The following is a 24173-nucleotide window of genomic DNA, read 5'->3' as shown; positions in this document are numbered from 1 at the left end:
ATGCATGAGCCGCCCCTCATCCTCGCCGTCGACGACGTCGCCGAGAATCTCGAGATCGTCGTCGTGCGCCTCGAGGCGCACGGCTACCGCATCGTCACCGCGGGCGACGGGGAGGAGGGCCTCGCCAGGGCGCGCGCGCTGAAGCCCGACCTCATCCTGCTCGACATCATGATGCCCAAGCTCGACGGCGTGTCGGTCCTGAAGCTCCTGAAGGCCGACGAGAGCCTCGGCTTCATTCCCGTCATCCTGCTCACCGCCAAGGCCGACCGCACCGACGTCGTCGCCGGCCTCGACGCCGGGGCGGACGACTATCTGACGAAGCCGTTCGACCAGGCCGCGCTCGTCGCCCGCGTGCGCTCCATGTTGCGCATAAAAAGCCTGCACGACCTGACGCAGGCGCAGGCGGAGAAGCTCGCCGAGCAGACGCGCGAGCTCGCCGCCTTCAACGCCACGCTCGAGGCGCGCGTCGCCGCCCAGGTCGGCGAGATCGAGCGCATGAGCCGCCTCAAGCGCTTCCTGTCGCCGCAGATCGCCGACGTCGTCGCCGCCAGCGGCGAGGCGCAGAGCCTGCTCGAGAGCCATCGCCGCGAGGTCAGCGTGCTGTTCTGCGACCTGCGCGGCTTCACCGCCTTCACCGAGAGCGCCGAGCCCGAGGAGGTGATGCGCGTCCTCAAGGACTATCACGAGACGCTCGGCGCCATCATTGACCGCTACGAGGCGACGCTCGAGCGCTTCGCCGGCGACGGCATGCTCGTGCTGCTCAACGACCCCCTGCCCTGCGAGCGGCACGTCGAGCGCGCGGTCCTGATGGCGCTCGACATGATGGCGGCGATCCGCGCGCGGGCGGCCGCTTGGCGCAAGCTCGGCCACGAGCTCGGCTTCGGCATCGGCCTCGCCTGTGGGTACGCCACGCTGGGGCGCATCGGCTTTTCCCGGCGCTTCGACTACTCCGCTGTGGGAAGCGTCACAAACCTCGCCTCGCGCCTGTGCGATGAAGCGAAGTCGGGCGAGATCCTCCTCGCCTCGCGCGCCTTTCACGCGCTCGAGGAGGGCATGTTCCTCGCCCGCCCGCGCGAGCCGATGTCGCTCAAGGGGTTCCGGCGTCCGGTCGACGTCTTCGAGATCCTCGGGCGCGCGGAGGCTGGCGAGGGGGTGGCCTGAAGACGAAGGAAGGAAACGGAAAATGTCCTTCGAGCCGCGCTGGCGGATCGACGAATACATCGAGCGGCACGCGACGATCGACGACGAGGGCGATCTCGTCGAGCCGCCCGACGTTCCGATCGACCCGCGCTTCCCGCGCGTCGCCGCGCCGTTCTGGCCGATGGGCGACTGGATGGAGTGGCTCGACGTGCCGCTCGACGATAGCGCCTTCCGCATCATCCTGCATCGCTACCGCAAGGACGCCGCCGACTATCAGGGCAAGGTCGCAAGGCAGTTCGCGCCGCTGCCGGGCATGCTGAGCGGGCAGGCCCTGCTCGCCGAGATCGGCCGCTCGCGCCATGTCGCGCGCTTCGTCCCGAACTGGAACATCGACGATCCGCTCAACGCCGACGCGACGCCGCGCGCCAGCCTGCGTTCGGACAGGGACGACGAGGAGGACGCCCACGCCGCCGGCGTCAGGTTCACATACGAGGGCCGCCGGCGCGTCGGAACCGGACGCGGGTCGAATTCCCGCGTGCGCTACACCCCGGAGCTGTGGGGTCCGGGACGCGCCGCGAACTCGCAGGCCGACGCCGACCAGCCCGACGTCGTCATCTTCCACGAGCTCGTCCACGCCGCGCGCCAGATGCGCGGGCTGCAGGAGACGAATGGCGCAACCGATTACGGCGACTACGACACGCTGGAGGAGTTCCTCGCGATCGTCGTCGCCAACATCTACATGTCCGAGCGCGGCCTCAAGGGGCTGCTCGGCGGCCATGACGACGAGAAGCTGAAAAACCCCGACAAATTCCTGAACGACCCGCTGGCGCGCCGGACGATGGCCCATTTCAAGGCGACGCAGCGCGAATTCTTCGACGCGCTCGCGGCGATCGAGGAAAGGCGCGCGCCGTTCAATCCGCCGCGCCAATATGAGGTCGAGCTGCGCGCCGGCAGGGCGCTGATGGGGGCGATGACCGGCGGCTGAGATCGACGCCTTGCGCCGCCGCGTCCCGCTCGCCATCTCAAGGGAAGGGTTTCGACGGAGGCGGTCATGCGGCGTCTTGCGATTGTGGGGATGGTCATCGGCGCCTTCGGCGCGTCGGCGTTCGCGGCGCAGGCCGCGCCGCGCGGGACGCAATCCTCCCTGCGCGCGGCGACGCCCGGCGCGCACAAGACGCGGCTCGCCCATGCGCCCCGCCCCATGCATGAAGGGCGCAGCGTCGCGCGCCTCTCCTATGCGCCCTCGGCGCGGCTCGGCTACGCGCCGCTCGTCGGCGATCCGGGATCGGGCCTCGGCTTTTACGCGCTGCCGAACGGCGTGCGCGCCGGCGCGGCCCGCTACGCGGCGCGCGGCGAACGCAACCCGCTGAGCAATCCGGTGCGCTTCGCGATCATGGCCGACTCGCTGCGCGCCCAGCCGTGGGGGCCCGTCGCCAACACGCCCTACCGCTACGGCGTGTTCAACCCGAACGACGGCGTCGGCACGCCCTTCTTCGCCGGCTGGTACGGGCCCGCCGGCGGCTGGACCTCCTCGCCCTACTACGCCGGCCCCGGCCTCTGGTAGTCCGGGATTATTCCGCCGGCGGCGCCTCGGCCGGCGCCGCCGGCTTCTGCGCGCCATAGCGCCGCCACAGCGCGAAGATTCCGCGTCCCGCGTCGTCCATCACCGCGAAGAAGGCCGGCACGAACAGCAGCGACAGCACCGTCGAGGCGGCGAGGCCGCCGATCACCGCGATCGCCATCGGCGAGCGGAACTCGCCGCCCGCGCCGATCGCGAGGGCGCTCGGGACCATGCCGGCGATCATCGCGATGGTCGTCATCACGATCGGCCGCGCGCGCTTCTTGCCGGCCTCGACGATCGCCCTCGTGCGCTCCATGCCGAGCCGCATCGCCTCGATCGAGAAATCGACCAGCATGATGGCGTTCTTGGTGACGATGCCCATCAGCATCAATATGCCGATGATCACCGGCATGGAGATCGGCCGCTGCGCGATGAGGAGGCCGACGATCGCGCCGCCGATCGACAGCGGCAGCGAGAACAGGATGGTGATCGGCTGCAGGAAGCTCGCGAACAGGATGACGAGCACCGCGTAGACCATCACGAGGCCGTTGCGCATCGCCTCCGAGAAGCCGCCCATCAGCTCGGCCATCGCCTCGGCGTCGCCGGACTTGCCGACCTTGACGCCGGGCGGCGGGTTCTTCATCAGCGGCAGCTCGGCGATCGCGCTTTCGGCCTGCGACAGCGTCGCGCCGGGGGCGAGCGCGGCCTGAACCTGCGCCTGCCGCTGGCGGTCGAAGCGGGAGATCGCCGCCTCGCCCTGCCCGAGCGCGACGCTGGCGATCGAGGAGAGCGGCACGACCGCGCCGGTCCCCGTCGGCACGCCGATCGCGTCGATCCTGTCCATCTGCGAGCGCGCCTCGGCGTCGAGCTTGGCCCTGATCGGAATCTGGCGGCCGTCGACGTTGAACTGCGACAACGCCGGCCCGACGTCGCCGATGGTGGCGACGCGCAGCGTCTCGGCGAGGCTTTCGGTCGAGACGCCGAGCCGCGCCGCGAGCTCGCGGTCGGGCCGCACCAGCAGCTCGGGCCGATCGAGGGTCGTCGAGGCGATGACGTTGGCGAGCGCAGGAAGCCCGCTCATCTGCGCCCCGAGCTCGGCGGCGAAGGTCGAGACGGTGGTCGCGTTGGGGCCGGTGACGACGAGCGAGACGGGGCGTTGGCCGTAGTCGTCGACGAACCAGCTGCGCAGGTCCGGGACGAGCGCGAGGTCGGCCGAAATCTCCGCCTCGATCTCGCGCACGCTCTTCGCGCGCTCGCCGCGCGGCACGTAGTTGACGACGACGGCCGCCTTGCGCACGTCGCTGACCGCCGGCGGCAGATGGCCGCCGTCGACGAAGACATGGGCGATCTCGGGCCGCGCGCGCAGCCGCCGCGTCACCTCGTCGGCGACGCCTTGCGTGCGCGCGAGCGTCGAGCCGGCCGGCAGCTCCAGCGCGAGATGGGAGCGCCCGGCGTCCTGCGTCGGCTGGAAGTCGGAGCCGATCAGCCGCGTCGAGAGGATCGAGGCGGCGAACAGGGCGAGGCCGATGGTCACCGTCAGATAGCGCCGCTCGACCGACCATGCGACGAGCGAGGCGTAGCGCGCGACGAACGGCCCCTCCTTCTCCTCGCGATGGCCGACGCCTGAGAGGAAATAGGCGGCGAGCATCGGCGTGACGAGGCGCGCGGCGAGCAGCGAAAAGAGCACCTCGGCCGAGACGGTGAGGCCGAACTGCTTGAAGTACTGCCCGGCGATGTTGTTCATGAAGCTCACCGGCGCGAACACCGCGACGATGGTCAGGCTGATCGCGACGACGGCGAGGCCGATCTCGTCGGCGGCGTCGATCGCCGCCCGGAACGGCGTCTTGCCCATGCGGATGTGCCGCACGATGTTCTCGATCTCGACGATGGCGTCGTCGACGAGGATGCCGGTGGCGAGCGTGATGGCGAGCAGGCTGACGAGGTTCAGCGTGAAGCCGAGCGCGTCCATCACGAAGAAGGCCGGGATGATCGACAGCGGCAGCGCGACCGCCGCGATCGCCGTCGCCCGCCAGTCGCGCAGGAAGGCGAACACCACGATCACGGCGAGCGCCGCCCCCTCGAACAGCGTGCTCATCGCCGAGTGGTAGTTGCCGAGCGTGTAGGCGACGGAGGTGTCGATGAGCTTGAGCTCGATCTCGGGGTTCGCCTCGCGCAGCGCCGCGATCTTCTTCTCGACCTCGGCGGCGACGGCGACGTCGCTCGCCCCGCGCGCGCGCTGGATCGAGAAGGCGACGACCGGCTCGCCGTCGAGCCTTGCGAAGGCGCGCGGCTCGGCCACCGTGTCGGCGACGAGGCCGAGGTCGTCGAGGCGCACGGCGCCGCCGCGCGGCAGCGCCAGCGGCAGGCCGGCGATCTCGTCGAGCGAGCGGGCGCCGGCGACGGCGCGGATCGCCTGCGTCCCGCCGCCGATCTCCGCCTGGCCGCCGGCGAGGTCGAGGTTGAAGCCGCGCAGGCGCCGCGACACGTCGAAGGCGGTGAGGCCGAAGGCGGTGAGCCGCCCGGGGTCGAGCGCCACCAGGATCTCGCGGTCGACGCCGCCGACGCGGTCCACCGCGCCGACGCCGCGCGCCTCCTGCAGGCGCGGCTTGACGATCTCGTCGACATAGATCGACAGCTGCTCCGGCGTCTTGCCCGGCGCCAGCGCGGCGTAGGTCAGGATGCTGGAGCCGACGACGCCGACCTGCCGCACCAGCGGCTCGGAGACGTTGCGCGGCAGGAAGCTCCTGACCCGGGTCACGGCGTCCTTGACGTCGTTCAGCGCCCGGTCGACGTCGACGCCGAGCGCCAGCGTGATCGTCGTCACCGAGACGCCGTCGCCGACCTGGCTGATGATGTGGCGCACGCCCTCGACGCCGGCCACCGCGTCCTCGATCGGGCGGGTCACCTGCACCTCGAGGTCGGCCGGCGCCGAGCCGAACTGCGCCACGGCCACGGTGACGATCGGCTGGTCGACGTTGGGCAGAAGCGTGATCGGCAGGCGCATGAAGCTCGTGAGCCCGAGCGCCAGCAGGACGATGGCGAGGACGACCGCCGGCAGCGGACGGCGGATCGAGGCGGCCGAGACGTTGAGCGCCATCAGCGTCTCTCCTCCGGCTGACCGCCGCCGGAAAGCGCCGGGCCCGCGTCGGGCGCCGGCGTCAGGATGGGGGCGACCGCGTCGCCGTCGCGCAGCGAGCCGCCGGCGTTGAGCACGACGAGGTCGCCGGCGCGCAGGCCCTCGCGGATCTCGACGGCCTCGCCCGAGCGCAGGCCGACGCGCACGCGCGCCGTCTCGACGAGGCGCCCGCGCACGATCTGCACGCTCGGCCCTTCGGCGGAGTAGAAGATCGCCGAGCGCGGAATGGCGAGGCCGCAGCTGCGCCTCGCCTCGACGCGCACCCGCGCGAGACGCCCGACGCGCGCGCCCGGATCGCGCTCGAAGGCGATGCGCGCCTCCCCCATCTGGGTCTGCGGATCGATCGCCGCGCCGATGCGGCGCACGCGGCCGGGCAGCTCGCGGCCGTCGTCGAGCGTCACCACCGCCTCCTGGTCGGGCTTCAGCGCGTTGATATGGACGCTCGGAACCTGCGCCATCGCCTCGATCAGCCCGTCGACGGCGATGCGGTAGAGAGGCTCCTTCGGATCGAAGGAGGCGCCGAGGCGCGCCCGCGACTCGACGACGACGCCGGCCGCCGGCGCGCGCAGCACGATCGAGGCCGGCAGCGGCGGCCCGGCCGGGGCGGGCGGGCCCATGCCGGCGGGATAGGGATTCGGCCCCTCGATCTTCTGCAGCCGCGCCAGCGGCTGGCCCTCGACGACCTCCTCGCCGGCGCCGACGAGGATTTCAGCCACCTGATACGTGTCGAGGAGGACGACGACGACCGCGTAGGCGCGCGGCTGCAGATAGGCGCCGAGGTTGATCGTCTGCGTGAAGCAGCCGGACTCCGCCTGGGCGACGTGGACCGGCACGCCATGAGCGGCCGTCGCGGGCTCGGCCGTCGTCGCGCCCTGCGCCGCGGAGGCGCAGGCCAGCGCCGCGCAGAGGAGCGGAAGGCCGGAGCGTCGGCGGCCATGCGCCGACGTGGGCGGCTGATGCGTCATCTGAAGGCGGAGCCCCGTAATTGCGGGAACGGCGGGCGAAATCGAGGACGGCGGGCGGGCGGGCGAGGTCAGGGCAGGTCGCGCGCGACGCGCAGCCCGTTGGCATGATAGCGCAGCTCAGCCTGCGTCGGAAAGCGCGCGGCGGAGCGCGCGAAACGCGCCGCCGAATCATAGGAGCCGCCGCGCGCGACGCGGATGCGGCAGTCCGGCGCGTCGAACGCGCCGCCGTCGCGCGGCGCGTCGGCGTAGCTGTCGCGCCAGCAGTCGGCGACCCATTCGGCGACATTGCCGGACGTGTCATAGAGGCCGAACGGATTGGCCGGATAGGCGCCGGCGACGGTCGGGCGTCCCGGGCCGCCGCAGCCGCGGCAGTTGGCGTGGTCCGAACCCGCCTCCTCGCCCCACCAGAATGCGTCCGTCGTTCCGCCGCGCGCGGAAAACTCCCATTCGGCCTCGCTCGGCAGGCGATACGGCGCGCCGGTCGTCCTGGCGAGCCAGGCGACATAGGCGCGCGCGTCCTCGAAGCTGACGCCGCCGGCCGGCGCGTCCGGCTCGCCTTCGCTTTCCAGGCGAGGCCCTTCGCATCCGCCCGCCGCGACGCAGGCGTCCCACTGCGCCCGCGTCACCTCGAAACGGCCGATGGCGAAGGGCCTGGCGATTTTGACCGCATGCACCGGCCGCTCGGCGGGAAAGGCCTCCGAGCCCATCTGGAACTCGCCGGCCGGCGCGACGACGAGGCTCGGGCAGGCGGCGCAGTCGCGGAAGACTGCGCGCGGACGCAGCGGGCGCGGCGGCCCGAAGCCCGCCTGCGCGTCCGCCGGGCCGTCCTCGTTCAGGCCGGGCGGCGGCGCGAGGCTTTGCGGCGCGAGGAAGAAGGGCGCCGTCAGCGTCGAGCGCACGAGCGGCGTCTGGCGTCCGCCGCTGGCGCGCGAGACGCCGAGCCGCGTGCGGTTGAACACGTCGTCGGCGCTGGCGTCGGGCGCGCGCATCTCCTTGATCAGCTCGCTGACGAACACGCCGGCCGCCGGCCCCGTCCCTGACGCGCCCTCGACGACCTGCCCCTCCTGCGCCGCCGACAGGAGCAGGCTCTGCGGCGGCGGCTCGAGCGCGCCGAGTCCGGCCGAGAAGCCGCGGAAGCGCCGCTCGAACGGATTGCGGCGCGAGGCGTCGAGGATGACGACCTTGGGGACGGCGCCGGCCTTGTCCATCGCCGCGAACACGGAGGCGAGGGCGATCCCTTGGGCGCGCGCGTCCGCCTCGGTCCACACGTCCGCGCCGAGCGGGATGAGACAGGCCTCTCCCTTCGCCTCGACGCCGTAGCCCGAGAAGAAGAACAGCGCCGGCGCGCCCGGCCTGATCGCCGCCGCGAAGGCGTCGAGCGCGCGGCGCATGCCGGCGCGGTCGAGGTCGACGGCGAGCGTCGCCTCGAAGCCGAGCCGGGTCAGCTCGCGCTCGAGGGCGCGCGCGCCGGCGAGCGGCGCTTCGCCGAGCCGGCCCCCGACGTAGGCGGAGTTGGCGACGAGCAGGGCGGCGCCGCGCGCGCCGGCGCGGGGCTCGGGCGCGGCGGCGCAGGGGCGCGGCGCGCAGGCGGCGAGAAGCAGGACGAGCAGAACGAAAACGCGCATGTGGCGTGCAGCAGGGCGGGGCCTTCGCGAGGCTAAAGGATTCCCGCCGAAATGCTTCAGCTTTTTGCGCCCGGAAGGGCGGTTTCAACAGCTTGCGGGCGTCCCCGGACGGCGAGCGCGGACGGCGCCCGCGCGAGGCCGCCGATCTCGCGCAGGTCGGCGAGGAAGTCGGCGTAGCCGCGCCGCCTCGACTCCTCGTCCGGCAGACGCAGCAGGAAGGACGGATGCACGGTGATGAAACCGGCCCGTCCGCGCAGCGCCGCCGGCCCGCGCGAGCGCAGGACGGAGAGCGGCTTGCCGGCGAGCGCCAGAACGGCCGTCGCGCCGAGCGCCACGACGAGGCCGGGGGCGACGAAATCGAGCTCCTTGTCGAGCGCGAAGCGGTAGCGCCGGACCTCGCCGGCGGTCGGCTTCTCGTGGATGCGGCGGCCGCCGCGCCGCTCGAATTTGAAATGCTTGACGGCGTTGGTGAGGTAACATTTTTCGCGGTCGATCCCGGCCTCCGCCATGGCTCGGGTCAGGAGCTGGCCGGCCGGCCCGACGAAGGGCCGCCCCTGCGTCTCCTCCTGGTCGCCCGGCTGCTCGCCGACGAAGGCGAGCGCCGCGCCGATCGGCCCCTCGCCGAGGACGGCGCGCGGCGCGCCCTCGCAAAGCGGCGGCGCGGCGCTGAGCATCGCGTTGAGTTCGGCGAGCGATCGCGGCTCGCCCTTAAGGAGGAGCTCCCCGCCGCCGTCGCATCCAGAGGCCATCTCTCCCTCCCTGCTCTCCTTCCCCGGGAAACGGCCTTTAACGCGCGAACGGGCGCGAGGGATTCCGGCCGCGGACGAAAAAGCGGGACAGACGCGGGCCACGGCGAAATCGCATCGGGCGAAGCGCCGCCACAAGCGTTGCGCGCCCCCGAAGCATTATCTATAAGACGCGCAGTCGGAGTGTAGCGCAGCCCGGTTAGCGCACTAGTCTGGGGGACTAGGGGTCGGAGGTTCGAATCCTCTCACTCCGACCATTCTATTCATATGATTTTACTGCTATATGCGCCTTTCTGGCGCTCGTTTTCAGCCGCCCCGCGGCATGGAGCGCAAGGGGCGCAAGCGCGCGTATTGGAGCGCAAATCCCCATGACAAGTCCCATGACTGTTCCGCGGGCGTTCTGAGGTCCCTCACGCCCCGAAGCCGCGCGCGGCCTTGGCCTCTTTCTTGACCTGGCGGTGAGCTTGTCAGCTCCACGGCGTCAGCGCGAGGCTGCTCGTGGCGGGAACATGAAGACTATGAAGGCTGCAGGCGCCTTCAAGCTTTCGCTTGAAAATGAGTTCCTGCGGGCCGGCGGCGTTTCGCCAAGGCCCATGCGACGCTCGTCGGCCGGCGCGAAAACCGTCATATGACGACGCAATCTACCAGTCACGCAGCAGTTTCTCGAAGCCGCGAACGATCTCGTCTTCGCCGTCGTCGGCGATGTCGGTGACGAACCCCTCCAGCGCCAGGATTTCTCCCGTGCTGGAAAACACGCCCTTGCCTTGCTCCCACACCCATCTGACCTGTCCGGAGCGGGTCACGATCCGATAGACCAGCTGGAATTTTCGGCGCAGGGCGACCTGTCGCCGCACGAACTCCCAGGCGGAGGTTCGGTCGTCGGGATGGACGATCTCGATATAGGAAAGTTCGGAATCCCCGACGATCTCGTAGGGCTCATAGCCGGTTACGTCGACGCATCCGTCGCTGGCGAAGTCGAAGCTCCAGTTGCGGTCGTTCTTGCAGCGATACACCATGCCGGGAACATTGCTCAGCAGCATGCTCAGCGAGCGGCGGTTCGCCCGCAAGCTGGCTTCCGTGCGTTTCATCCGGCTGATGTCGGCGAGGGTGCCGACGACGCTGCTTCGCTCGCCCCTGACCGAAGACGTCGAGCGGGCGCGCAACTCCATCCAGCATGAGGTTCCGGTCTTCGCGGTCATACGGACTTCGACGTGGCAACTGTCGCGTTCGCCGCGCGCGAGGGCCATCAATTGCGTCTCGGCCACCGGCCTGGCCTCGGGATGGGCGAAGTCCATTAGCGGCTTGCCGAGACTGGCGGAGAGAGGATGGTCGAGACTCGTCTCCCGGGAGGCGTTAAGGAAGACCAGCTGGCCTCCCGCATCGATCTTGAACACGATCTCCTCGATGCGATCGATCAGCAGACGGCTGTCGCAATCATCCACGGCGGAATCGGCGGGCGCGTTTTGCGGGATCTGCGTGCCTTGAAGACCGCGCAGGACGTCAGGCGCCCGGTCGGCGGCGCCAGAGCCTTCGCGCGTCTCGTCCGGCGGACCAGCCGCCGACGCGAAAGGGCTGGCGGCGATCGTCAGGATGATGACCGAAAACGCCGCCGCGACGGCTGCGAGGCCCGCCAGCTGCAGCCCGAGCGGGCTCCCGCCGTCCCACCAGCCGCCCAGAACGGCCAGGAAGGCAATGCCCAGAACCGCCGTGCAAAAAATCTCAAGACGCACGACGTCCGCCCGGGAAAATGAGCGCGGCGTCCTCGCGCTTCGCGGCGGCGATAGGGATATTAGCGGGTCGGAGCGCCACGGCGAAGACAAAGCCCGGGCTCCAGGACGCGTCCGTCGCCGATGGACTTTGCAATGGGACCGTTTCATCATCGATTTTTGCGTCGAACGCCGAATTCAGACGCAGGACGGTCAAAAAGGCGATGCTCGGAACCGCCGCGCAGAAGATTTCGGGGCGCATGATGTCGGCGGGCGGGCGTCTGCGCAGGGTTCTGACGCGCATTTCGCAGCCGCCGTCACGGCGTCCGATATATGTCCGGCTGCTGGGGCTGCTGTTTTGCGTTGCGGTCACGGCGACCCTGGTCCAGGCCGGATCGCTCTTTCTGGACGACTATATCTCCGTCAACCGGACGCTCCACGCATCTTTGGGAAATCGCGAACGGCCGAGATCGAACAGGTCGAAATGGACCGTCACCGCGCCCAGCTTTCGGGCGGCGTCAGAAAACTCGTCGAAAAATAGCGCGCCATCTTCGACTGGGACGCGCCGGACGTCGATCAGTCGGCCGCGGCCGGCCTGATTCCGGCGTAGGTCCGCAAGGCGCTCGACGCCGTCCAGGTCGAGCTCGCGCCAAAGAACGCCTGAGTTCGGCGCAACTGCGGCGGACGCGACGCTCGGCTTGACGCCTCGTCCCCCCAGCGGCCGCGAAGGAAGGCGTCGCATCCGATGCGGCGTCCGGCTTTCAGTTCAGATCGCGCCATTTTCGGGAAAGCAGGGCGTTCTGGATATGGAAAGCCCGGCGAAGGTGTGAAGCCGGAAAGCGGGTCCGGGGCCGGGCGGATGTTCCAGGAAGGCAAAGGATCGGCGGGCGAGGGATCGGCCGCGACGGCCGGGGACGTCGGGACCGGTTGCGCGCCCGACGGCGCGGCCGCGGCGAACGCGAGAGCGGCGGCGAACGCCGCGCGCAAGATCAGGGCGAAGCCGGCCTTGAGCGTCATGCCGAAACTTCGCGCCGCACGCAGCGAAAGCCGACATGGCTCGTCGAGGTGTCGATCGCTTCGGCGTGGCGCGCCGCCGGACGGTAGCGGCGGCAATAGTTCGGCGCGCACAGATGCGAGCCGCCCTTGAGCACCCGTTGCGCGATCCGCGCGCCGGAGTAGCTCGCCTCCTTCGGCCCGCCGCGCGGATTTTGCGGGACGCAGCAGGCCTTCGCCGCGTCGGCGGGATGGCGCGTCGACCACCAGTCGGCGGTCCATTCCCAGACGTTGCCGATCATGTCGTAAAGCCCGTAGCCGTTCGCGGCGAAGGATTTGACCGGCGAGGTGCGCTCAAAGCCGTCGAGCGCGAGGTTCTGGAACGGGAACTCGCCCTGCCAGGTGTTGGCCATCTGGCGTCCGCCCGGCGCAAGCTCGTCGCCCCAGGCGAATTCGGCGCCCTCGAGGCCGCCGCGCGCGGCGAACTCCCATTCGGCCTCGGTCGGCAGCGCCTTGCCCGCCCAGGCCGCATAGGCTTCGGCGTCGGCGCAGGCGACATGGACGACGGGATGCTCGTCGAGGCCCCTGATCGAGCTGCCCGGTCCGTAAGGGCGGCGCCAGTTGGCGCCGAAGCGGAAGGCCCACCACTGGCTCCAGTCGCGCAGGTCGAAGACGGGATGGTCCGGCGGCGCGAAGACGAGCGAGCCCGCCTTCAGCATGTCCGGCAGCGCGCCGGGGTAATCTTTCCGCTTCGGGGCGATCTCGGCGAAAGTGACGTGTCCGGTGGCCTCGACGAAGGCGCGAAACTGCGCGTTGGTCACCGGCGTCTCGTCCATGAAGAAGCCGTCCACCCTGACGCGGTGGGCCGGCTTCTCCTCGGCGTAGTGGTCGTCCGAGCCCATGCGGAATTCGCCGCTCTCGATGAAGACCATCGGCGCCTCGACCTTCGCGCGCGCGCGCCGCCCGCTTTGTCCGCCCATGACGTCTCCCTTCGACAGCTCGCGGGCGGCCGTCTAATCGGCGCCGGCGCCCCGCTTCAACGCTTCCTCGACCGCCTTCAGATTGAAGGAGCCGGGACTCTGGCTCGGCGGATAGTCCTTCATGGTGGCGAGGAAATTCGCCGCCATCTCCTGAATCGGCACGATCACGAAAATGCGGCTCATGTACCAGTCGTTGTAGGTGTTGGAATTGTGCTGGGCAAGCTCGAACGGATCGCGCCGCAGATTGAACAAAAGCGGCGCCCGCAACTCGACGAACGGCTCGCGCCAGACCTGCAGCCCTTCCGCCCGGTTCTCGAGGAAGACGACCTTCCAATCGTTGTAGCGGGCGGCGACCACCTGCCCTTCGTCGTTGACGTACCAGAACTCCTTGCGCGGCGAATCTTTCGTCTTGCCGGTCCAGTAGTCGAGCTGGTTGTAGCCGTCGATGTAGTTGCGGTAATGGCGGCCGTTGAGGTCGACGCCGGCGAGAAGCTTCTCCTTGATGTCCGGCGCCCCGGCGACGGCGGCGAGCGTCGGCAGCCAGTCTTCGTGCGCGACGACGCCGTTGAGCGTCGCGCCCGCCGGAAACTTGCCGGGCCAGCGCACGAACGCCGGAATGCGGTAGGCGCCTTCCCAGTTCGAGTTTTTCTCGCTGCGGAACGGCGTCGTGGCGCCGTCCGGCCAGGCGTTATAGTGCGGTCCGTTGTCGGTCGAATACATGATGATGGTGTCGTCGGCGAGGCCGAGGTCGTCGATCAGCTTCAGGAGCTCCCCGACCTGCCCGTCGTGCTCGACCATGCCGTCCGAATATTCGTCCTGCCCCGATACGCCGCGATGCTCCGGGCGGACATGAGTGCGGAAGTGCATCCGCGTCGCGTTCCACCAGGTGAAGAACGGCTTGCCGGCCTTGACCTGCCGCGTGATGAAATCCTTGGCGGCGGCGAGCGTCTCGTCGTCGATCGTCTCCATGCGCTTCTTGGTGAGCGGGCCCGTGTCTTCTATCTTCTGCGTCCCGTCGCCGTTCGCCCAGCTGTGGATGACGCCGCGCGGCCCGTATTTCTTGCGGAACGCCGGGTCCTTCGGGTAGTCCTCGTTCTCCGGCTCCTCCTCGGCGTTGAGGTGGTAGAGATTGCCGAGGAACTCGTCGAAGCCGTGCATCGTCGGCAGGTGCTCGTCGCGGTCGCCCTGATGGTTCTTGCCGAACTGGCCGGTCGCGTAGCCCTGCGCCTTGAGCACCGTCGCGATGGTCACGTCGCTTTTCCGCCAGCCCTGCGGCGCGCCGGGCAGTCCGACCTTGGTCATGCCCGTGCGCACCGGCACGTTGCCGCCGAGGAAGGCGGCGCGGCCCGCCGTGCAGCTCTGCTGGCCGTAATAGTCGGTGAAGCTCAGCCCCTCGCGGCCGATGCGGTCGATGTTGGGCGTCTTGTATCCCATCATGCCGCGGCTGTTGAAGCTGATGTTCCACAGGCCGATGTCGTCGCCCCAGATGACGAGGACGTTCGGCTTGCGCCCCGGAAGCGCGCCGGCGGCGGAGGGCTGCGGTTGCTGCGCCTGCGCAGGAGCCGCGCCGGCGCCGGCCGCCGCGATCGTCGCGCCCGCGAGCAGGATGTGGCGGCGATTGAGGGCCGCGCTCTTGGCGCGCGAGATGTTCTGGTCATCGCTCCTGGACATGCTCGCTCTCGTGGCGCGCCGCAAACTGGATAGGCGGCGTCAGGCGGCCTCGGCCGCTAAAGTTGATCGAGAAATGACGAGATCGCCGGCGCAGGACGAAGACGTTTCCGAATAGGGCGCCTATCTGGCGCTCTGCGCTTTTTCCGCCTTCAGCACGGCGTCGACCGCCTGCATGAGCTTCTTGTCGCGATGATCCTTGCAGTAGACGATGACCTGATGAATGTTTTCTTTCACTCTGGGGATATTGATCGACGACTTCTTGGCCAGCCCGTTGTACCAGCCGCTATACCATACGCCGAGAAAGTCTGCGTCTTCCTGAAATGTGTCGGCGAGCTGCGCGCAAGTCAACGTCTTGACGTTGAGATAGCCCTCGGAGTCGGCGTAGGCGTTCAGCTGGGTCTGGGCCTGCGCCGGAGCGGACGCGGCGATCAGCGACCCCGCGACCAGAGCGAACGTCGATTTGAGCATGAATTCCTCCCTTGCGCGGACGCCGGGCGTTGATCTTGCGGCGCGCCGTCGCCAAACTGCGCGCCGGCGTCGTCCCGCCGCGGCCGGACCGGTTCGGGACGAGCCTAGCGGATCGCCGCGAAAAGAATGGTCGATATGAGTCAATCTTCGGCGCCATGAACCAGATCAAGGTCGCTCCGCTCGCCAGGATCGCGCCGCTCGACCAGATCGGCTGGCTCGCCCGCGAGCCGCAGGCCTTTCGGGAGTGGGTCGCCGAGGCCGGGCGCTGGCGCGTCTATGAGGCCGGTCAGGCCATATATAGCGCCGGCGACGAGTCGGACGGCGTCTACGGGCTGGGGTCCGGCTGCCTCGAGATCACGCTGCCGTTGATCGGCGACGAACCCGTTTTCCTGCATCTCGCGGAAATCGGCTTCTGGATCGGCGACACGGCGGAGCTCGCCGAAGTGCCGCGCGTCGTGTCCCTCGCCGCCGCCTCCCGATGCCGGACGCTGTTTCTGCCGAGCCGCGACATCCAGGCGATCCTCGTCGCAAGGCCCGAGTTCTGGCGCAGCTTCTATCGACTCGGCGCAATCAACGTCAGCGCGACGGCGAAATATTACGCCGAGGCCCTGTCGCTGACGGTCCGCGCCCGCGTCTGCCGGCATCTGCTTCGCCTTTCCGAGGCGCCGCAGGTGGTGGAGGCGACGCAGGACGATCTCGCCCGCCTCGTCGGGGTGGCGCGCGGCACGCTTCGGCGTTGCCTCATGGAGCTCGCCGAACTCAAGGCGATCGACGTCAGCTACCGCAAGCTGCGCGTCCTCGACCCCGCCATCCTCGCCCGCTTCCGCAACGAACAATAGGCCCTCGGGCGCGCCGCCGGCCGCCCGCCGTCGACGCTCCCCGCGGCATGGCGCGACGCCGGCCTTCGGCCGGCCGCGTTTATGGGATTTTTACGCGCGCCGCCGACGAAACGCATTGAATCTTTACGCGGCCCCCGCCGAAAATCAGGGCGTCAAAGCAGCAGGGGCGATCAATGTTCGACATCGTCTTTCTGGCGGGCCCGGCGATTCTGTTCGGCGCCCTCGTCGCCTACGCGGGCTTCTGCGCGACTCTCTAGCGTCGGCGGGACTTCGCGCGACGCCGCGCGAAGCAGGCCCGTCTTGCGGAGCTCATCATGGCCGAACCGATCTTCGGACTGATCGTCGCCGTCTGCCTCGGCGTCTATCTGGTCTACACCCTGCTCCATCCCGAGAAGTTCTAGAGCGCGTTCAGCGGAGTCCAATTCGCTGAACGCGCTCCAGCTATTTGTTTAAACGCGTTTTCTCAACGCAAAAGTCTGCAACTTTTGCTGAAAACGCTCTAGATCGAGGCGCAGGCGCCGCCTGCGGACATAACATGACGCTGGTTGGCTGGTCGCAGATCGCGACCGTGCTCGCGCTCGTCGCCGCCGTTCCGCTCGGCGCCCATATGGCGCGCGTCCTCGGCGGCGAGCGCACGTTTCTTTCGCCCGTCTTCGGACCGGTCGAGGCCGGCTTCTATCGTCTCGCCGGAGTCGATCCGGCGCGCGAGCAGAGCGCCTTCGCCTACACGATCGCGATGATCGCCTTCAGCGTCGCCGGCTTCGCGACGCTCTACGCCCTGCAGCGGCTGCAGAACCTTCTGCCGCTCAACCCGCAGGGCTTCGACGGCGTTCCGGCGGATCTCGCGTTCAACACCTCGATGAGCTTCGTCACCAACACCAACTGGCAGAACTACGGCGGCGAAACGACGATGAGCCATCTCGTGCAGATGCTCGGCCTCACCGTCCACAATTTCGTTTCGGCCGCGACCGGCCTCGCCATGGCTTTCGCGCTCGTGCGCGGCTTCGGCCGTTCGCAGTCCGCGACGGTCGGCAATTTCTGGGTCGACCTGACGCGGTCGACGCTTTACGTCCTGCTGCCGATCTCGGTCATCGGCGCGCTCGCGCTCGTCGCCGCCGGCGTCCCGCAAACTCTGCTCGGCTCGGTCGAGGCGCGGACGCTCGAGGGCGCAAGGCAGGTCATCTCGATCGGGCCGGTCGCGAGCCAGGAGTTCATCAAGGAGCTCGGCACCAACGGCGGCGGCTTCTTCAACGCCAACTCGGCGCACCCGTTCGAGAACCCCAACGCCTTCACGAACATGCTTGAGATCTGGGCGATCCTGATCGTCCCCATCGCTTCGGTCCTCGCCTTCGGCCGCGTGATCGGCGACCAGCGGCAGGGCGCGGCGATCCTCGCCACGATGACGGCCATCCTGATCGTCGGCGCGCTCGTCGCCTATTTCTACGAAAGCGGCGGCAACCCGTTGCTGACCGCGCTCGGCGTCGACCCGGCGCAAGGCAACATGGAAGGCAAGGAGGTCCGCTTCGGCCAGGCGATGAGCGCGTTCTTCGCCGCGGCGACGACCGGCACGAGCACGGGCGCGGTGAACGCCATGCACGACTCGCTGCTGCCGCTCGCCGGCCTCGCGCCCATGTTCAACATGCTGCTCGGCTGCATCTCGCCCGGCGGCGACGGCGCCGGCCTCTACGGCTTCCTGGTGGTGGCGGTCATCGCGGTGTTCGTCGCCGGCCTGATGGTCGGACGCACGCCCGAATATCTCGGCAAGAAGATCGAGGCGCGCGAGATGAAGCTCGCGATGCTCGCCGTCCTCGTCTACCCGTTGACCGTGCTCGGCTTCTCCGGCGCGTCGGTCACGCTCAAGGCCGGTCTCGATTCGCTGGGCGCCGCGGGCCCGCACGGACTGAGCGAGGCGCTCTACGCCTTCGCCTCGACCAGCGCCAACAACGGCTCGGCCTTCGGCGGCCTCTCGGGCGACACGCTCTGGTACAACACGACGCTTGGCCTCGCCATGTTCATCGGACGGTTCGTCTATGTGATTCCCGTCCTCGCCATGGCCGGGTCGCTCGCGGCCAAGAAGCGTATCGCGCCCTCCGCCGGCACGCTCCCGACGCACGGGCCGCTGTTCGTCGGCCTGCTGCTCGGCGTCATCGTCATTCTCTACATGCTGCAATATTTCCCGGGCCTCGCGCTCGGCCCGATCGTCGAGCACTTCCTCATGCTCGACGGCAAGACGTTCTGAACGGAGCTCCGCAGATGACTTCGAAGACAGCTTCGCCCAGCCTGTTCGACGGCGCCGTCATCCGGCGCGCGGCGCTCGACGCCGTCCGCAAGCTCGACCCGCGGAAACTGGCGAAAAACCCCGTGATCTTCGTCACGGAAGTCGTGTCGGCCGTGGTCGCCGTGTTGTTCGCGCGCGATCTTGCGACGCACGCCGACGGCGCCGCCTTCACCGGCCAGATCGCGGCCTGGCTGTGGTTCACCGTGCTGTTCGCCAATTTCGCGGAAGCCGTCGCGGAAGGGCGCGGCAAGGCGCAGGCCGACGCGTTGCGCAAGACGCGCACGGACGCGCGCGCCAAGCTGCTGATCGACCCGGACGGCAGGTCCGGCATGGCGGCGGTGGCGCAGGGCGTCTCGGCGCTCGACCTCAGGATCGGCGACGTCGTTCTGGTCGAGGCGGGCGACCTCGTGCCCGGCGACGGCGAGGTGATCGAGGGCGTCGCTTCGGTCAACGAATCCGCGATCACAGGCGAGTCCGCGCCCGTCATCCGCGAATCCGGCGGCGACCGTTCGGCCGTCACGGGCGGCACCATGGTGCTGTCGGACTGGATCAAGGTGCGCGTCACCGCCGCCCCCGGCTCGACCTTCATCGACCGCATGATCGCGCTGGTGGAGGGCGCGGAGCGGCGCAAGACGCCGAACGAGCTCGCGCTCTCCATCCTGCTGTCGGGCCTGACGATCATCTTCCTCATCGTCTGCTCGACGCTCTGGCCGCTCGCCGCCTATTCCGGCGCGACGCTCTCCGTGACGGTGTTGATCGCCCTGCTGGTCTGCCTGATCCCGACGACGATCGGCGGCCTGCTGTCCGCCATCGGCATCGCCGGCATGGACCGCCTCGTCCGCTTCAACGTCATCGCCACCTCAGGACGCGCCGTCGAGGCCGCCGGCGACGTCGACACGCTGCTGCTCGACAAGACCGGCACGATCACATTCGGCAACCGCATGGCCGACGAATTCCTGCCCGTCCAGGGCGTCCCGGAGCGCGCGCTGGCGGAAGCCGCGCTGATGTCGAGCCTTTGCGACGAGACGCCGGAGGGCCGGTCCGTCGTCGCGCTGGCGCGTTCGCGCTACGGCGTCGAGGCGGTCGAGGCGCCGAAGGACGCGCGGCTCGCGCCGTTCACCGCGCAGACGCGGGTTTCCGGCGTCGACCTCGAGGGGCGCTCGCTGCGCAAGGGCGCGGTCGACGCCATCCTCGCGAAAGCCGGAAAGACGATAGACGACGCGCCGGCGCAGTTCAGGCAGGCGGTGGAGCGCATCGCGCGCGCCGGCGGCACGCCGCTCGCCGTCTGCGAGAACGGTCGGCTTCTCGGCGTCATTCACCTCAAGGACATCGTCAAGCCCGACATCAAGTCGCGCTTTTCGGCGTTGCGCGCCATGGGAATCAAGACCGTCATGGTGACCGGCGACAATCCCATAACCGCGGCGGCGATCGCCTCGGAGGCCGGCGTCGACGATTTTCTCGCGCAGGCGACGCCGGAGGACAAGCTCGCCTTCATCCGCAAGGAGCAGGAGGGCGGCCGCCTGATCGCCATGTGCGGCGACGGCTCCAACGACGCGCCCGCCCTCGCCCAGGCCGACGTCGGCGTCGCCATGCAGACCGGCACGCAGGCCGCGCGCGAGGCGGGCAACATGGTCGACCTCGATTCCGATCCGACCAAGCTCATCGAGATCGTCGAGATCGGCAAGCAGCTGCTGATGACGCGCGGCTCGCTCACCACGTTCTCGATCGCCAACGACGTCGCCAAATATTTCGCGATCATTCCGGCGCTGTTCATCGGCGCCTATCCGCAGCTTCAGGCGCTCAACGTGATGAAGCTCGGCTCGCCCCAGTCGGCGATCCTGTCGGCCGTCATCTTCAACGCGCTGATCATCGTCGCGCTGATCCCGCTGGCGCTGCGCGGCGTGGCGTATCGCCCGATCGGCGCCGCCGCGCTGCTGCGCCGCAATCTGGCGATCTACGGCCTCGGCGGCGTCCTCGCGCCGTTCGTCGGCATAAAGGTCATCGACCTCGCCGTCGCCGCCCTGCATCTGGCCTGAGGACGAAAGCCATGTTCAGCCAAATCCGCCCGGCGATCGTCATGATCGTCCTGTTCACCCTGCTCACCGGGATCGCCTATCCGCTGCTCGTCGCCGGCCTCGCCCGCGTCGCGCTGCGTCCGCAGGCCGACGGCAGCCTGCTCGCGCGGGACGGCGAGATCGTCGGCTCGGCGCTGATCGGCCAGAACTTCACGTCGGACAAATATTTCCACGGCCGCCCGTCGGCCACCGCCGCGCCCGACCCGACGGACGCCGGCAAGACCGTCGAGGCCCCCTACAACGCGGCGAATTCCGGCGGCTCGAACCTTGGGCCGACCTCGCAAAAGCTCGTCGACCGCGTGAAAGCCGGCGTGGCGGCGCTCGGCGGCGGCCCGCACAGGCCGGTCCCGGCCGACGCCGTCACGACCTCCGCCTCCGGGCTCGATCCGCATATCTCGCCGCAGTATGCTCTGTGGCAGGTCGGCCGCGTCGCCGCGGCGCGCGGCCTCAAGGAGGAGAGCGTCAGGCGGCTGGTGGCGCGCAGGATCGAGGCGCCGTTTCTCGGCGTCTTCGGCGAACCGCGCGTCAACGTGCTGACGCTCAACCTCGATCTCGACCGCGGCGCCTGAGTTGAGGATCGATGGCCGGCGCGGACGAGAAGGACCTTCGGCCCGATCCCGACAGCCTGCTCGCGGCCGCGCGGCGGGAGGGCCGCGGCAAGCTCAAGATCTTTCTCGGCGCGGCGCCCGGCGTCGGCAAGACCTACGCCATGCTTTCGGGCGCGCGGCGGCTGCGCTGCGAGGGCGTCGACGTCGTGATCGGCCTCGTCGAAACGCATGGGCGGGCCGAGACCGAGGCTTTGCTCGAGGGGCTCGAGGTCCTGCCGCGCCGCCATGTCGACTACCGCGGCCGCGTCATCGAGGAATTCGACATCGACGCCGCCCTCGCCCGCAAGCCGGCGCTGATCGTCGTCGACGAGCTCGCGCACACGAACGCGCCCGAGAGCCGCCATCCCAAGCGCCATCAGGACGTCGAGGAGCTGCTGCGCGCCGGCGTCGACGTCTGGACCGCGGTCAACATCCAGCATCTCGAAAGCCTCGCCGACGTCGTCTCGCGGATAACCGGCGTGCGCGTGCGCGAGACGACCCCGGACACCGTCCTCGAGAAGGCCGACGAAGTCGTGGTGGTCGACATCACGCCCGCCGAGCTGCTGGAGCGCCTGAAGGAAGGCAAGGTCTACCTGCCCGACAACGCGCGGCGCGCCGCCGAGGGCTTCTTCAGGATCGGCAACATCACCGCGCTGCGCGAGCTCGCGCTGCGCCGCACGGCCGACCGCGTCGACGACCAGATGGTCGAATATCTGCGCCAGAACGCGATCCAGGGCGCATGGCCGACGGCCGAGCGGATCCTCGCATGCGTCGGGCCGGACCCGGCCTCGGAGGCGCTCATAAGATCCGCGAGCCGCATCGCGAGCGGCCTCAACGCGTCGTGGATGGCCGTCGCGCTCGAACGGAGCGCCGCGACGACGGACGAGCCCGAGCTGCGGCGGCTCGAGCAGAACCTGCGGCTCGCCGAGCGGCTCGGCGCGGACTCGCGCAGGATCGCCGCCAATAATATGGCGGACGACCTCCTGCGGCTCGCGCGCCGGGAGAACATCACGCAGATATTCGTCAACCGCGCCCGCGGCGGGCCGTTCGCGCGATGGCGCAGGCGCGACCTCGCGGGCGCGCTGATCCGCGGCGCGTCGGACATCGCGATCCATGTCCTCGCCGGCGAGAACGCGCCGCGGAGACGGCGCCCGCGCAAGCCCGTCGCGCCTTCCGCCTTCGCCGCCGCGGCGGCGACGGTCGTGCTGCTCGTCGCGGCGGCGGTGGGCGTCGGCGAGATCGTCGCGGCCCATCTGCGGCTGCCGAACCTGTCGATGATCTTCCTGACCGCCGTGCTGGGCTCGGCCGTCCTGTTCGGCGCGGCGGCGGCGATCGCGGCGGCGCTGCTCTCCTTCTTCGCCTATAATTTCTTCTTCATTCCGCCGCTCTACACCTTCACGATCGCCGAGCCGCACGAGCTGTTCGCGCTCGTCGTCTTCCTGATCGTCGCGGTGCTGACCGGCGGCCTCGCCGGCCGCGCGCGGGAGGAGGCGTCGGCCGCGCGCAGGCGCGCCGCGACGACGCAGAGCCTCTATGACTTCGCGCGCAAGCTCGCGGGCGTCGCGCGGCTCGACGACGTTCTGTGGACCTTCGTCGCGCAGGTCGCCAACATCCTGAAGTCGCAGGCGATCATCCTGCTGCCGCGCGACGGCGACCTCGAAATCCGCGCCGCCTTTCCGCCGGAGGACGCGATCGCGCCGGCCGAATGGGCGGCGGCGCAATGGGCCCTGAAGCACGGCGAGCCGGCGGGCTGCGGGCTCGACACGCTGCCCAACGCGAAATACCAGTTCCACCCGCTGCGCACGTCGCGCGGCGTCATCGGCGCAGTCGGCGTCGAGCCTCCCGACGGACGCAAGACCTTCGCCGCCGAAGAGGAGCGGATGCTGCTCGCGCTGGGCGACCAGGCCGCGATTTCGATCGAACGCACCCTGCTCGTCGAGGAGGCGGCGAAGACGGCCGCGGCGATGGAGAAGGAGCGCTTGCGCAACGCCCTGCTGTCGTCGCTGTCCCACGATTTGCGCACGCCGCTCGCTTCGGTGCTGGGCTCGGTGACGACGCTACGGCAGTTCGGCGCCAGCCTTTGCGACAGGGACAAGGACGACCTGTTGCTGGCGATCGAGGAGGAGGCGCGCCGGCTCGCGCGTTTCGTCTCCAACCTGTTCGACATGACCCGCGTCGAATCCGGCGCGCTCGACGTCAAGCATGAGCTGGTCGACGTCGAGGACGCCATCGGCGGCGCCGTCTCGCGGGCCCGGAAAGCTTTCCCGGAGCGCAGGATCGACGCCGCCCTGGCCGAGGACCTGCCGCTCGTGCGCGGCGACGGTCCGCTGCTCGAACAGGTCTTCTTCAATCTTCTCGACAACGCCGACAAATACGTCCCCGCGGGCGCGACGACGCGGGTGCGCGCGAGGCGGCGGGGAAACGAGGTCGTCGCCATGGTGGAGGACGACGGGCCGGGCGCGGCGCCGGACAAGCTCGAGATGATCTTCGAGAAATTCTACAGGGGCGAGCCCGGCGACGGGCGCCCGCCCGGGACGGGGCTGGGGCTTGCGATCTGCCGCGGCGTCGTCGAGGCTATGGACGGCTCGATCGTCGCGGAGAGCCCGATCGCGCAGGGGCGGGGCCTTCGCGTCTCCATAACCCTGCCGGCGGCCGACCTCGCCGACGAGCAGGCCGAAAAAGCGCTGGAAGGCTGAACGCCATGGCGCCGACCAGGATTCTCGTCGTCGACGACGAGCCGCAGATCCACCGCTTCCTGAAGCCGAGCCTCGCCGCGGCCGGTTACGAAGCGTTCAGCGCCCTGACGGCCGCCGAGGCGCTGGAGGCGTTCAGGCGTCATGGGGCGGACCTCGTCGTCCTCGACCTCGGCCTGCCCGACTGCGACGGCAAGGAGCTGATCCGCGCGTTCAGGGAGAAGGGCCAGACGCCGATCATCGTGCTGTCGGCGCGCGACCAGGAGGACGAGAAGGTGCAGGCGCTGGACCTCGGCGCCGACGACTACGTCAACAAGCCGTTCGGCGTCGGCGAATTGATGGCGCGCATCCGCACGGCGCTGCGCCGCAACCTCGTCGCCTCTGGCGAGACGGCGGTCTATCGCAGCGGCGACCTCGTCGTCGACACGCTCGCGCACAGCGTCACCCTGAAGGGCGCGCCCGTCAAGCTGACGCCCAAGGAGTTCGACGTCCTGCGGCTGCTCGTGCGGCACGCCGGCCGGGTGCTGACGCACCGCCAGATCCTGACGGAAGTCTGGGGGCCGGCGCATGTCGACGACGCGCAATATCTGCGCGTGTTCGTCAGAAAGCTCCGGCAGAAGCTCGAAGGCGACGGCGCCGGGCCGCGTTTCATCCTGACCGAGCCCGGCGTCGGATATCGCGTCGTCTGGCGGGGACCGTGAGGGATGTTT

Annotated in this window: 19 protein-coding genes, 1 tRNA gene and 1 pseudogene; 11 read left to right on the top strand and 10 right to left on the bottom strand. The window is 69.6% G+C overall.

Going from position 1 to position 24173, the window contains the following annotated elements; all coding sequences use genetic code 11:
* The 3 genes from ACE3OG_RS03985 to ACE3OG_RS03975 all read left to right on the top strand — a co-directional run bounded on the left by ACE3OG_RS03985 (position 1) and on the right by ACE3OG_RS03975 (position 2704).
* A complete protein-coding gene (locus tag ACE3OG_RS03985) occupies positions 1 to 1161 on the top strand; it encodes an adenylate/guanylate cyclase domain-containing protein (RefSeq protein ID WP_374306200.1) in 1161 nt (386 codons plus the stop codon).
* Between the two features lie 22 nt (positions 1162 to 1183).
* Complete coding sequence (locus ACE3OG_RS03980) at positions 1184 to 2125, top strand: M91 family zinc metallopeptidase (RefSeq protein ID WP_374306199.1); 942 nt, start codon at positions 1184 to 1186, stop codon at positions 2123 to 2125.
* A gap of 66 nt (positions 2126 to 2191) precedes the next feature.
* Entirely contained in the window at positions 2192 to 2704 is a 513-nt protein-coding gene (locus ACE3OG_RS03975) for a hypothetical protein (protein ID WP_374306198.1), read from the top strand.
* Positions 2705 to 2711: 7 nt separating this feature from the next.
* On the opposite strand, the gene ACE3OG_RS03970 is transcribed toward ACE3OG_RS03975, so the two are convergent.
* The 4 genes and pseudogenes from ACE3OG_RS03970 to ACE3OG_RS03955 form a co-directional block, all read right to left on the bottom strand.
* Complete coding sequence (locus tag ACE3OG_RS03970) at positions 2712 to 5798, bottom strand: efflux RND transporter permease subunit (RefSeq protein ID WP_374306197.1); 3087 nt, start codon at positions 5796 to 5798, stop codon at positions 2712 to 2714.
* On the bottom strand, positions 5798 to 6802 hold the full coding sequence (locus tag ACE3OG_RS03965) for an efflux RND transporter periplasmic adaptor subunit (protein WP_374306196.1): 1005 nt from the start codon (positions 6800 to 6802) through the stop codon (positions 5798 to 5800). The genes ACE3OG_RS03970 and ACE3OG_RS03965 overlap by 1 nt, the downstream gene beginning before the upstream one ends.
* A gap of 68 nt (positions 6803 to 6870) precedes the next feature.
* Positions 6871 to 8427, bottom strand: coding sequence for an SUMF1/EgtB/PvdO family nonheme iron enzyme (locus ACE3OG_RS03960; protein WP_374306195.1), 1557 nt, complete (start codon positions 8425 to 8427; stop codon positions 6871 to 6873).
* Between the two features lie 56 nt (positions 8428 to 8483).
* A pseudogene (locus ACE3OG_RS03955) lies at positions 8484 to 9143 on the bottom strand (UdgX family uracil-DNA binding protein); the annotation flags it as partial.
* A 209-nt stretch (positions 9144 to 9352) separates the two neighbouring features.
* Between ACE3OG_RS03955 and ACE3OG_RS03950 the strand changes: the two are divergent.
* Positions 9353 to 9430 (top strand) — tRNA-Pro (locus tag ACE3OG_RS03950).
* A gap of 384 nt (positions 9431 to 9814) precedes the next feature.
* On the opposite strand, the gene ACE3OG_RS03945 is transcribed toward ACE3OG_RS03950, so the two are convergent.
* The 6 genes from ACE3OG_RS03945 to ACE3OG_RS03920 all read right to left on the bottom strand — a co-directional run bounded on the left by ACE3OG_RS03945 (position 9815) and on the right by ACE3OG_RS03920 (position 14991).
* Complete coding sequence (locus ACE3OG_RS03945; RefSeq protein WP_374306194.1) at positions 9815 to 10903, bottom strand: PAS domain-containing protein; 1089 nt, start codon at positions 10901 to 10903, stop codon at positions 9815 to 9817.
* Entirely contained in the window at positions 10893 to 11183 is a 291-nt protein-coding gene (locus tag ACE3OG_RS03940) for a hypothetical protein (RefSeq protein WP_374306193.1), read from the bottom strand. Before ACE3OG_RS03940 ends, ACE3OG_RS03945 begins: the two co-directional genes overlap by 11 nt.
* A gap of 108 nt (positions 11184 to 11291) precedes the next feature.
* A complete protein-coding gene (locus ACE3OG_RS03935) occupies positions 11292 to 11621 on the bottom strand; it encodes a hypothetical protein (protein ID WP_374306191.1) in 330 nt (109 codons plus the stop codon).
* 271 nt (positions 11622 to 11892) lie between these two features.
* Positions 11893 to 12804 (bottom strand): formylglycine-generating enzyme family protein, encoded by a 912-nt coding sequence (locus ACE3OG_RS03930; protein ID WP_374306315.1) that lies wholly within the window; start codon positions 12802 to 12804, stop codon positions 11893 to 11895.
* Positions 12805 to 12885: 81 nt separating this feature from the next.
* Entirely contained in the window at positions 12886 to 14523 is a 1638-nt protein-coding gene (locus ACE3OG_RS03925) for an arylsulfatase (RefSeq protein ID WP_374306190.1), read from the bottom strand.
* 120 nt (positions 14524 to 14643) lie between these two features.
* Complete coding sequence (locus tag ACE3OG_RS03920; protein ID WP_374306189.1) at positions 14644 to 14991, bottom strand: HdeA/HdeB family chaperone; 348 nt, start codon at positions 14989 to 14991, stop codon at positions 14644 to 14646.
* A gap of 155 nt (positions 14992 to 15146) precedes the next feature.
* On the opposite strand from ACE3OG_RS03920, the gene ACE3OG_RS03915 reads away from it, so the two are divergent.
* The 7 genes from ACE3OG_RS03915 (at position 15147) to ACE3OG_RS03885 (ending at position 24164) form a co-directional block, all read left to right on the top strand.
* Positions 15147 to 15830, top strand: a complete 684-nt coding sequence (locus ACE3OG_RS03915) for a Crp/Fnr family transcriptional regulator (protein WP_374306188.1) — start codon at positions 15147 to 15149, stop codon at positions 15828 to 15830.
* Positions 15831 to 16144: 314 nt separating this feature from the next.
* The gene (gene kdpF, locus ACE3OG_RS03910) at positions 16145 to 16231 is read left to right on the top strand and encodes a K(+)-transporting ATPase subunit F (RefSeq protein WP_374306314.1); all 87 of its coding nucleotides are present in this window, start codon (positions 16145 to 16147) and stop codon (positions 16229 to 16231) included.
* 134 nt (positions 16232 to 16365) lie between these two features.
* Entirely contained in the window at positions 16366 to 18069 is a 1704-nt protein-coding gene (gene kdpA / locus ACE3OG_RS03905; protein WP_374306187.1) for a potassium-transporting ATPase subunit KdpA, read from the top strand.
* Between the two features lie 14 nt (positions 18070 to 18083).
* Positions 18084 to 20144, top strand: coding sequence for a potassium-transporting ATPase subunit KdpB (kdpB, locus tag ACE3OG_RS03900; RefSeq protein WP_374306186.1), 2061 nt, complete (start codon positions 18084 to 18086; stop codon positions 20142 to 20144).
* 11 nt (positions 20145 to 20155) lie between these two features.
* Complete coding sequence (kdpC, locus tag ACE3OG_RS03895; protein ID WP_374306185.1) at positions 20156 to 20752, top strand: potassium-transporting ATPase subunit KdpC; 597 nt, start codon at positions 20156 to 20158, stop codon at positions 20750 to 20752.
* A gap of 11 nt (positions 20753 to 20763) precedes the next feature.
* Entirely contained in the window at positions 20764 to 23466 is a 2703-nt protein-coding gene (locus ACE3OG_RS03890; protein WP_374306184.1) for a DUF4118 domain-containing protein, read from the top strand.
* A gap of 5 nt (positions 23467 to 23471) precedes the next feature.
* Positions 23472 to 24164: a response regulator gene (locus ACE3OG_RS03885; RefSeq protein ID WP_374306183.1), complete on the top strand. Its 693-nt coding sequence runs from the start codon at positions 23472 to 23474 to the stop codon at positions 24162 to 24164.
* Positions 24165 to 24173 lie beyond the last annotated feature (9 nt).

Origin of the sequence: Methylocella sp., assembly GCF_041905455.1 — a bacterium.
GTDB lineage: Bacteria > Pseudomonadota > Alphaproteobacteria > Rhizobiales > Beijerinckiaceae > Methylocapsa.
Note: the sequence above shows the minus strand (reverse complement) of the source record. Positions and strands in the feature narration are given on the sequence as shown.

Bases quoted from the DNA above. Each gene is read 5' to 3' on its own strand.
- kdpA (WP_374306187.1), top strand. From the start codon at position 16,366: ATGACGCTGGTTGGCTGGTCGCAGATCGCGACCGTGCTCGCGCTCGTC.
- ACE3OG_RS03930 (WP_374306315.1), bottom strand. From the start codon at position 12,804: ATGGTCTTCATCGAGAGCGGCGAATTCCGCATGGGCTCGGACGACCAC.
- ACE3OG_RS03960 (WP_374306195.1), bottom strand. From the start codon at position 8,427: ATGCGCGTTTTCGTTCTGCTCGTCCTGCTTCTCGCCGCCTGCGCGCCG.
- ACE3OG_RS03915 (WP_374306188.1), top strand. From the start codon at position 15,147: ATGAACCAGATCAAGGTCGCTCCGCTCGCCAGGATCGCGCCGCTCGAC.
- ACE3OG_RS03965 (WP_374306196.1), bottom strand. From the start codon at position 6,802: ATGACGCATCAGCCGCCCACGTCGGCGCATGGCCGCCGACGCTCCGGC.
- ACE3OG_RS03920 (WP_374306189.1), bottom strand. From the start codon at position 14,991: ATGCTCAAATCGACGTTCGCTCTGGTCGCGGGGTCGCTGATCGCCGCG.
- kdpF (WP_374306314.1), top strand. From the start codon at position 16,145: ATGGCCGAACCGATCTTCGGACTGATCGTCGCCGTCTGCCTCGGCGTC.
- ACE3OG_RS03890 (WP_374306184.1), top strand. From the start codon at position 20,764: ATGGCCGGCGCGGACGAGAAGGACCTTCGGCCCGATCCCGACAGCCTG.
- ACE3OG_RS03940 (WP_374306193.1), bottom strand. From the start codon at position 11,183: ATGCGCGTCAGAACCCTGCGCAGACGCCCGCCCGCCGACATCATGCGC.
- kdpC (WP_374306185.1), top strand. From the start codon at position 20,156: ATGTTCAGCCAAATCCGCCCGGCGATCGTCATGATCGTCCTGTTCACC.
- ACE3OG_RS03925 (WP_374306190.1), bottom strand. From the start codon at position 14,523: ATGTCCAGGAGCGATGACCAGAACATCTCGCGCGCCAAGAGCGCGGCC.
- ACE3OG_RS03985 (WP_374306200.1), top strand. From the start codon at position 1: ATGCATGAGCCGCCCCTCATCCTCGCCGTCGACGACGTCGCCGAGAAT.
- ACE3OG_RS03980 (WP_374306199.1), top strand. From the start codon at position 1,184: ATGTCCTTCGAGCCGCGCTGGCGGATCGACGAATACATCGAGCGGCAC.
- kdpB (WP_374306186.1), top strand. From the start codon at position 18,084: ATGACTTCGAAGACAGCTTCGCCCAGCCTGTTCGACGGCGCCGTCATC.
- ACE3OG_RS03935 (WP_374306191.1), bottom strand. From the start codon at position 11,621: ATGCGACGCCTTCCTTCGCGGCCGCTGGGGGGACGAGGCGTCAAGCCG.
- ACE3OG_RS03975 (WP_374306198.1), top strand. From the start codon at position 2,192: ATGCGGCGTCTTGCGATTGTGGGGATGGTCATCGGCGCCTTCGGCGCG.
- ACE3OG_RS03970 (WP_374306197.1), bottom strand. From the start codon at position 5,798: ATGGCGCTCAACGTCTCGGCCGCCTCGATCCGCCGTCCGCTGCCGGCG.
- ACE3OG_RS03885 (WP_374306183.1), top strand. From the start codon at position 23,472: ATGGCGCCGACCAGGATTCTCGTCGTCGACGACGAGCCGCAGATCCAC.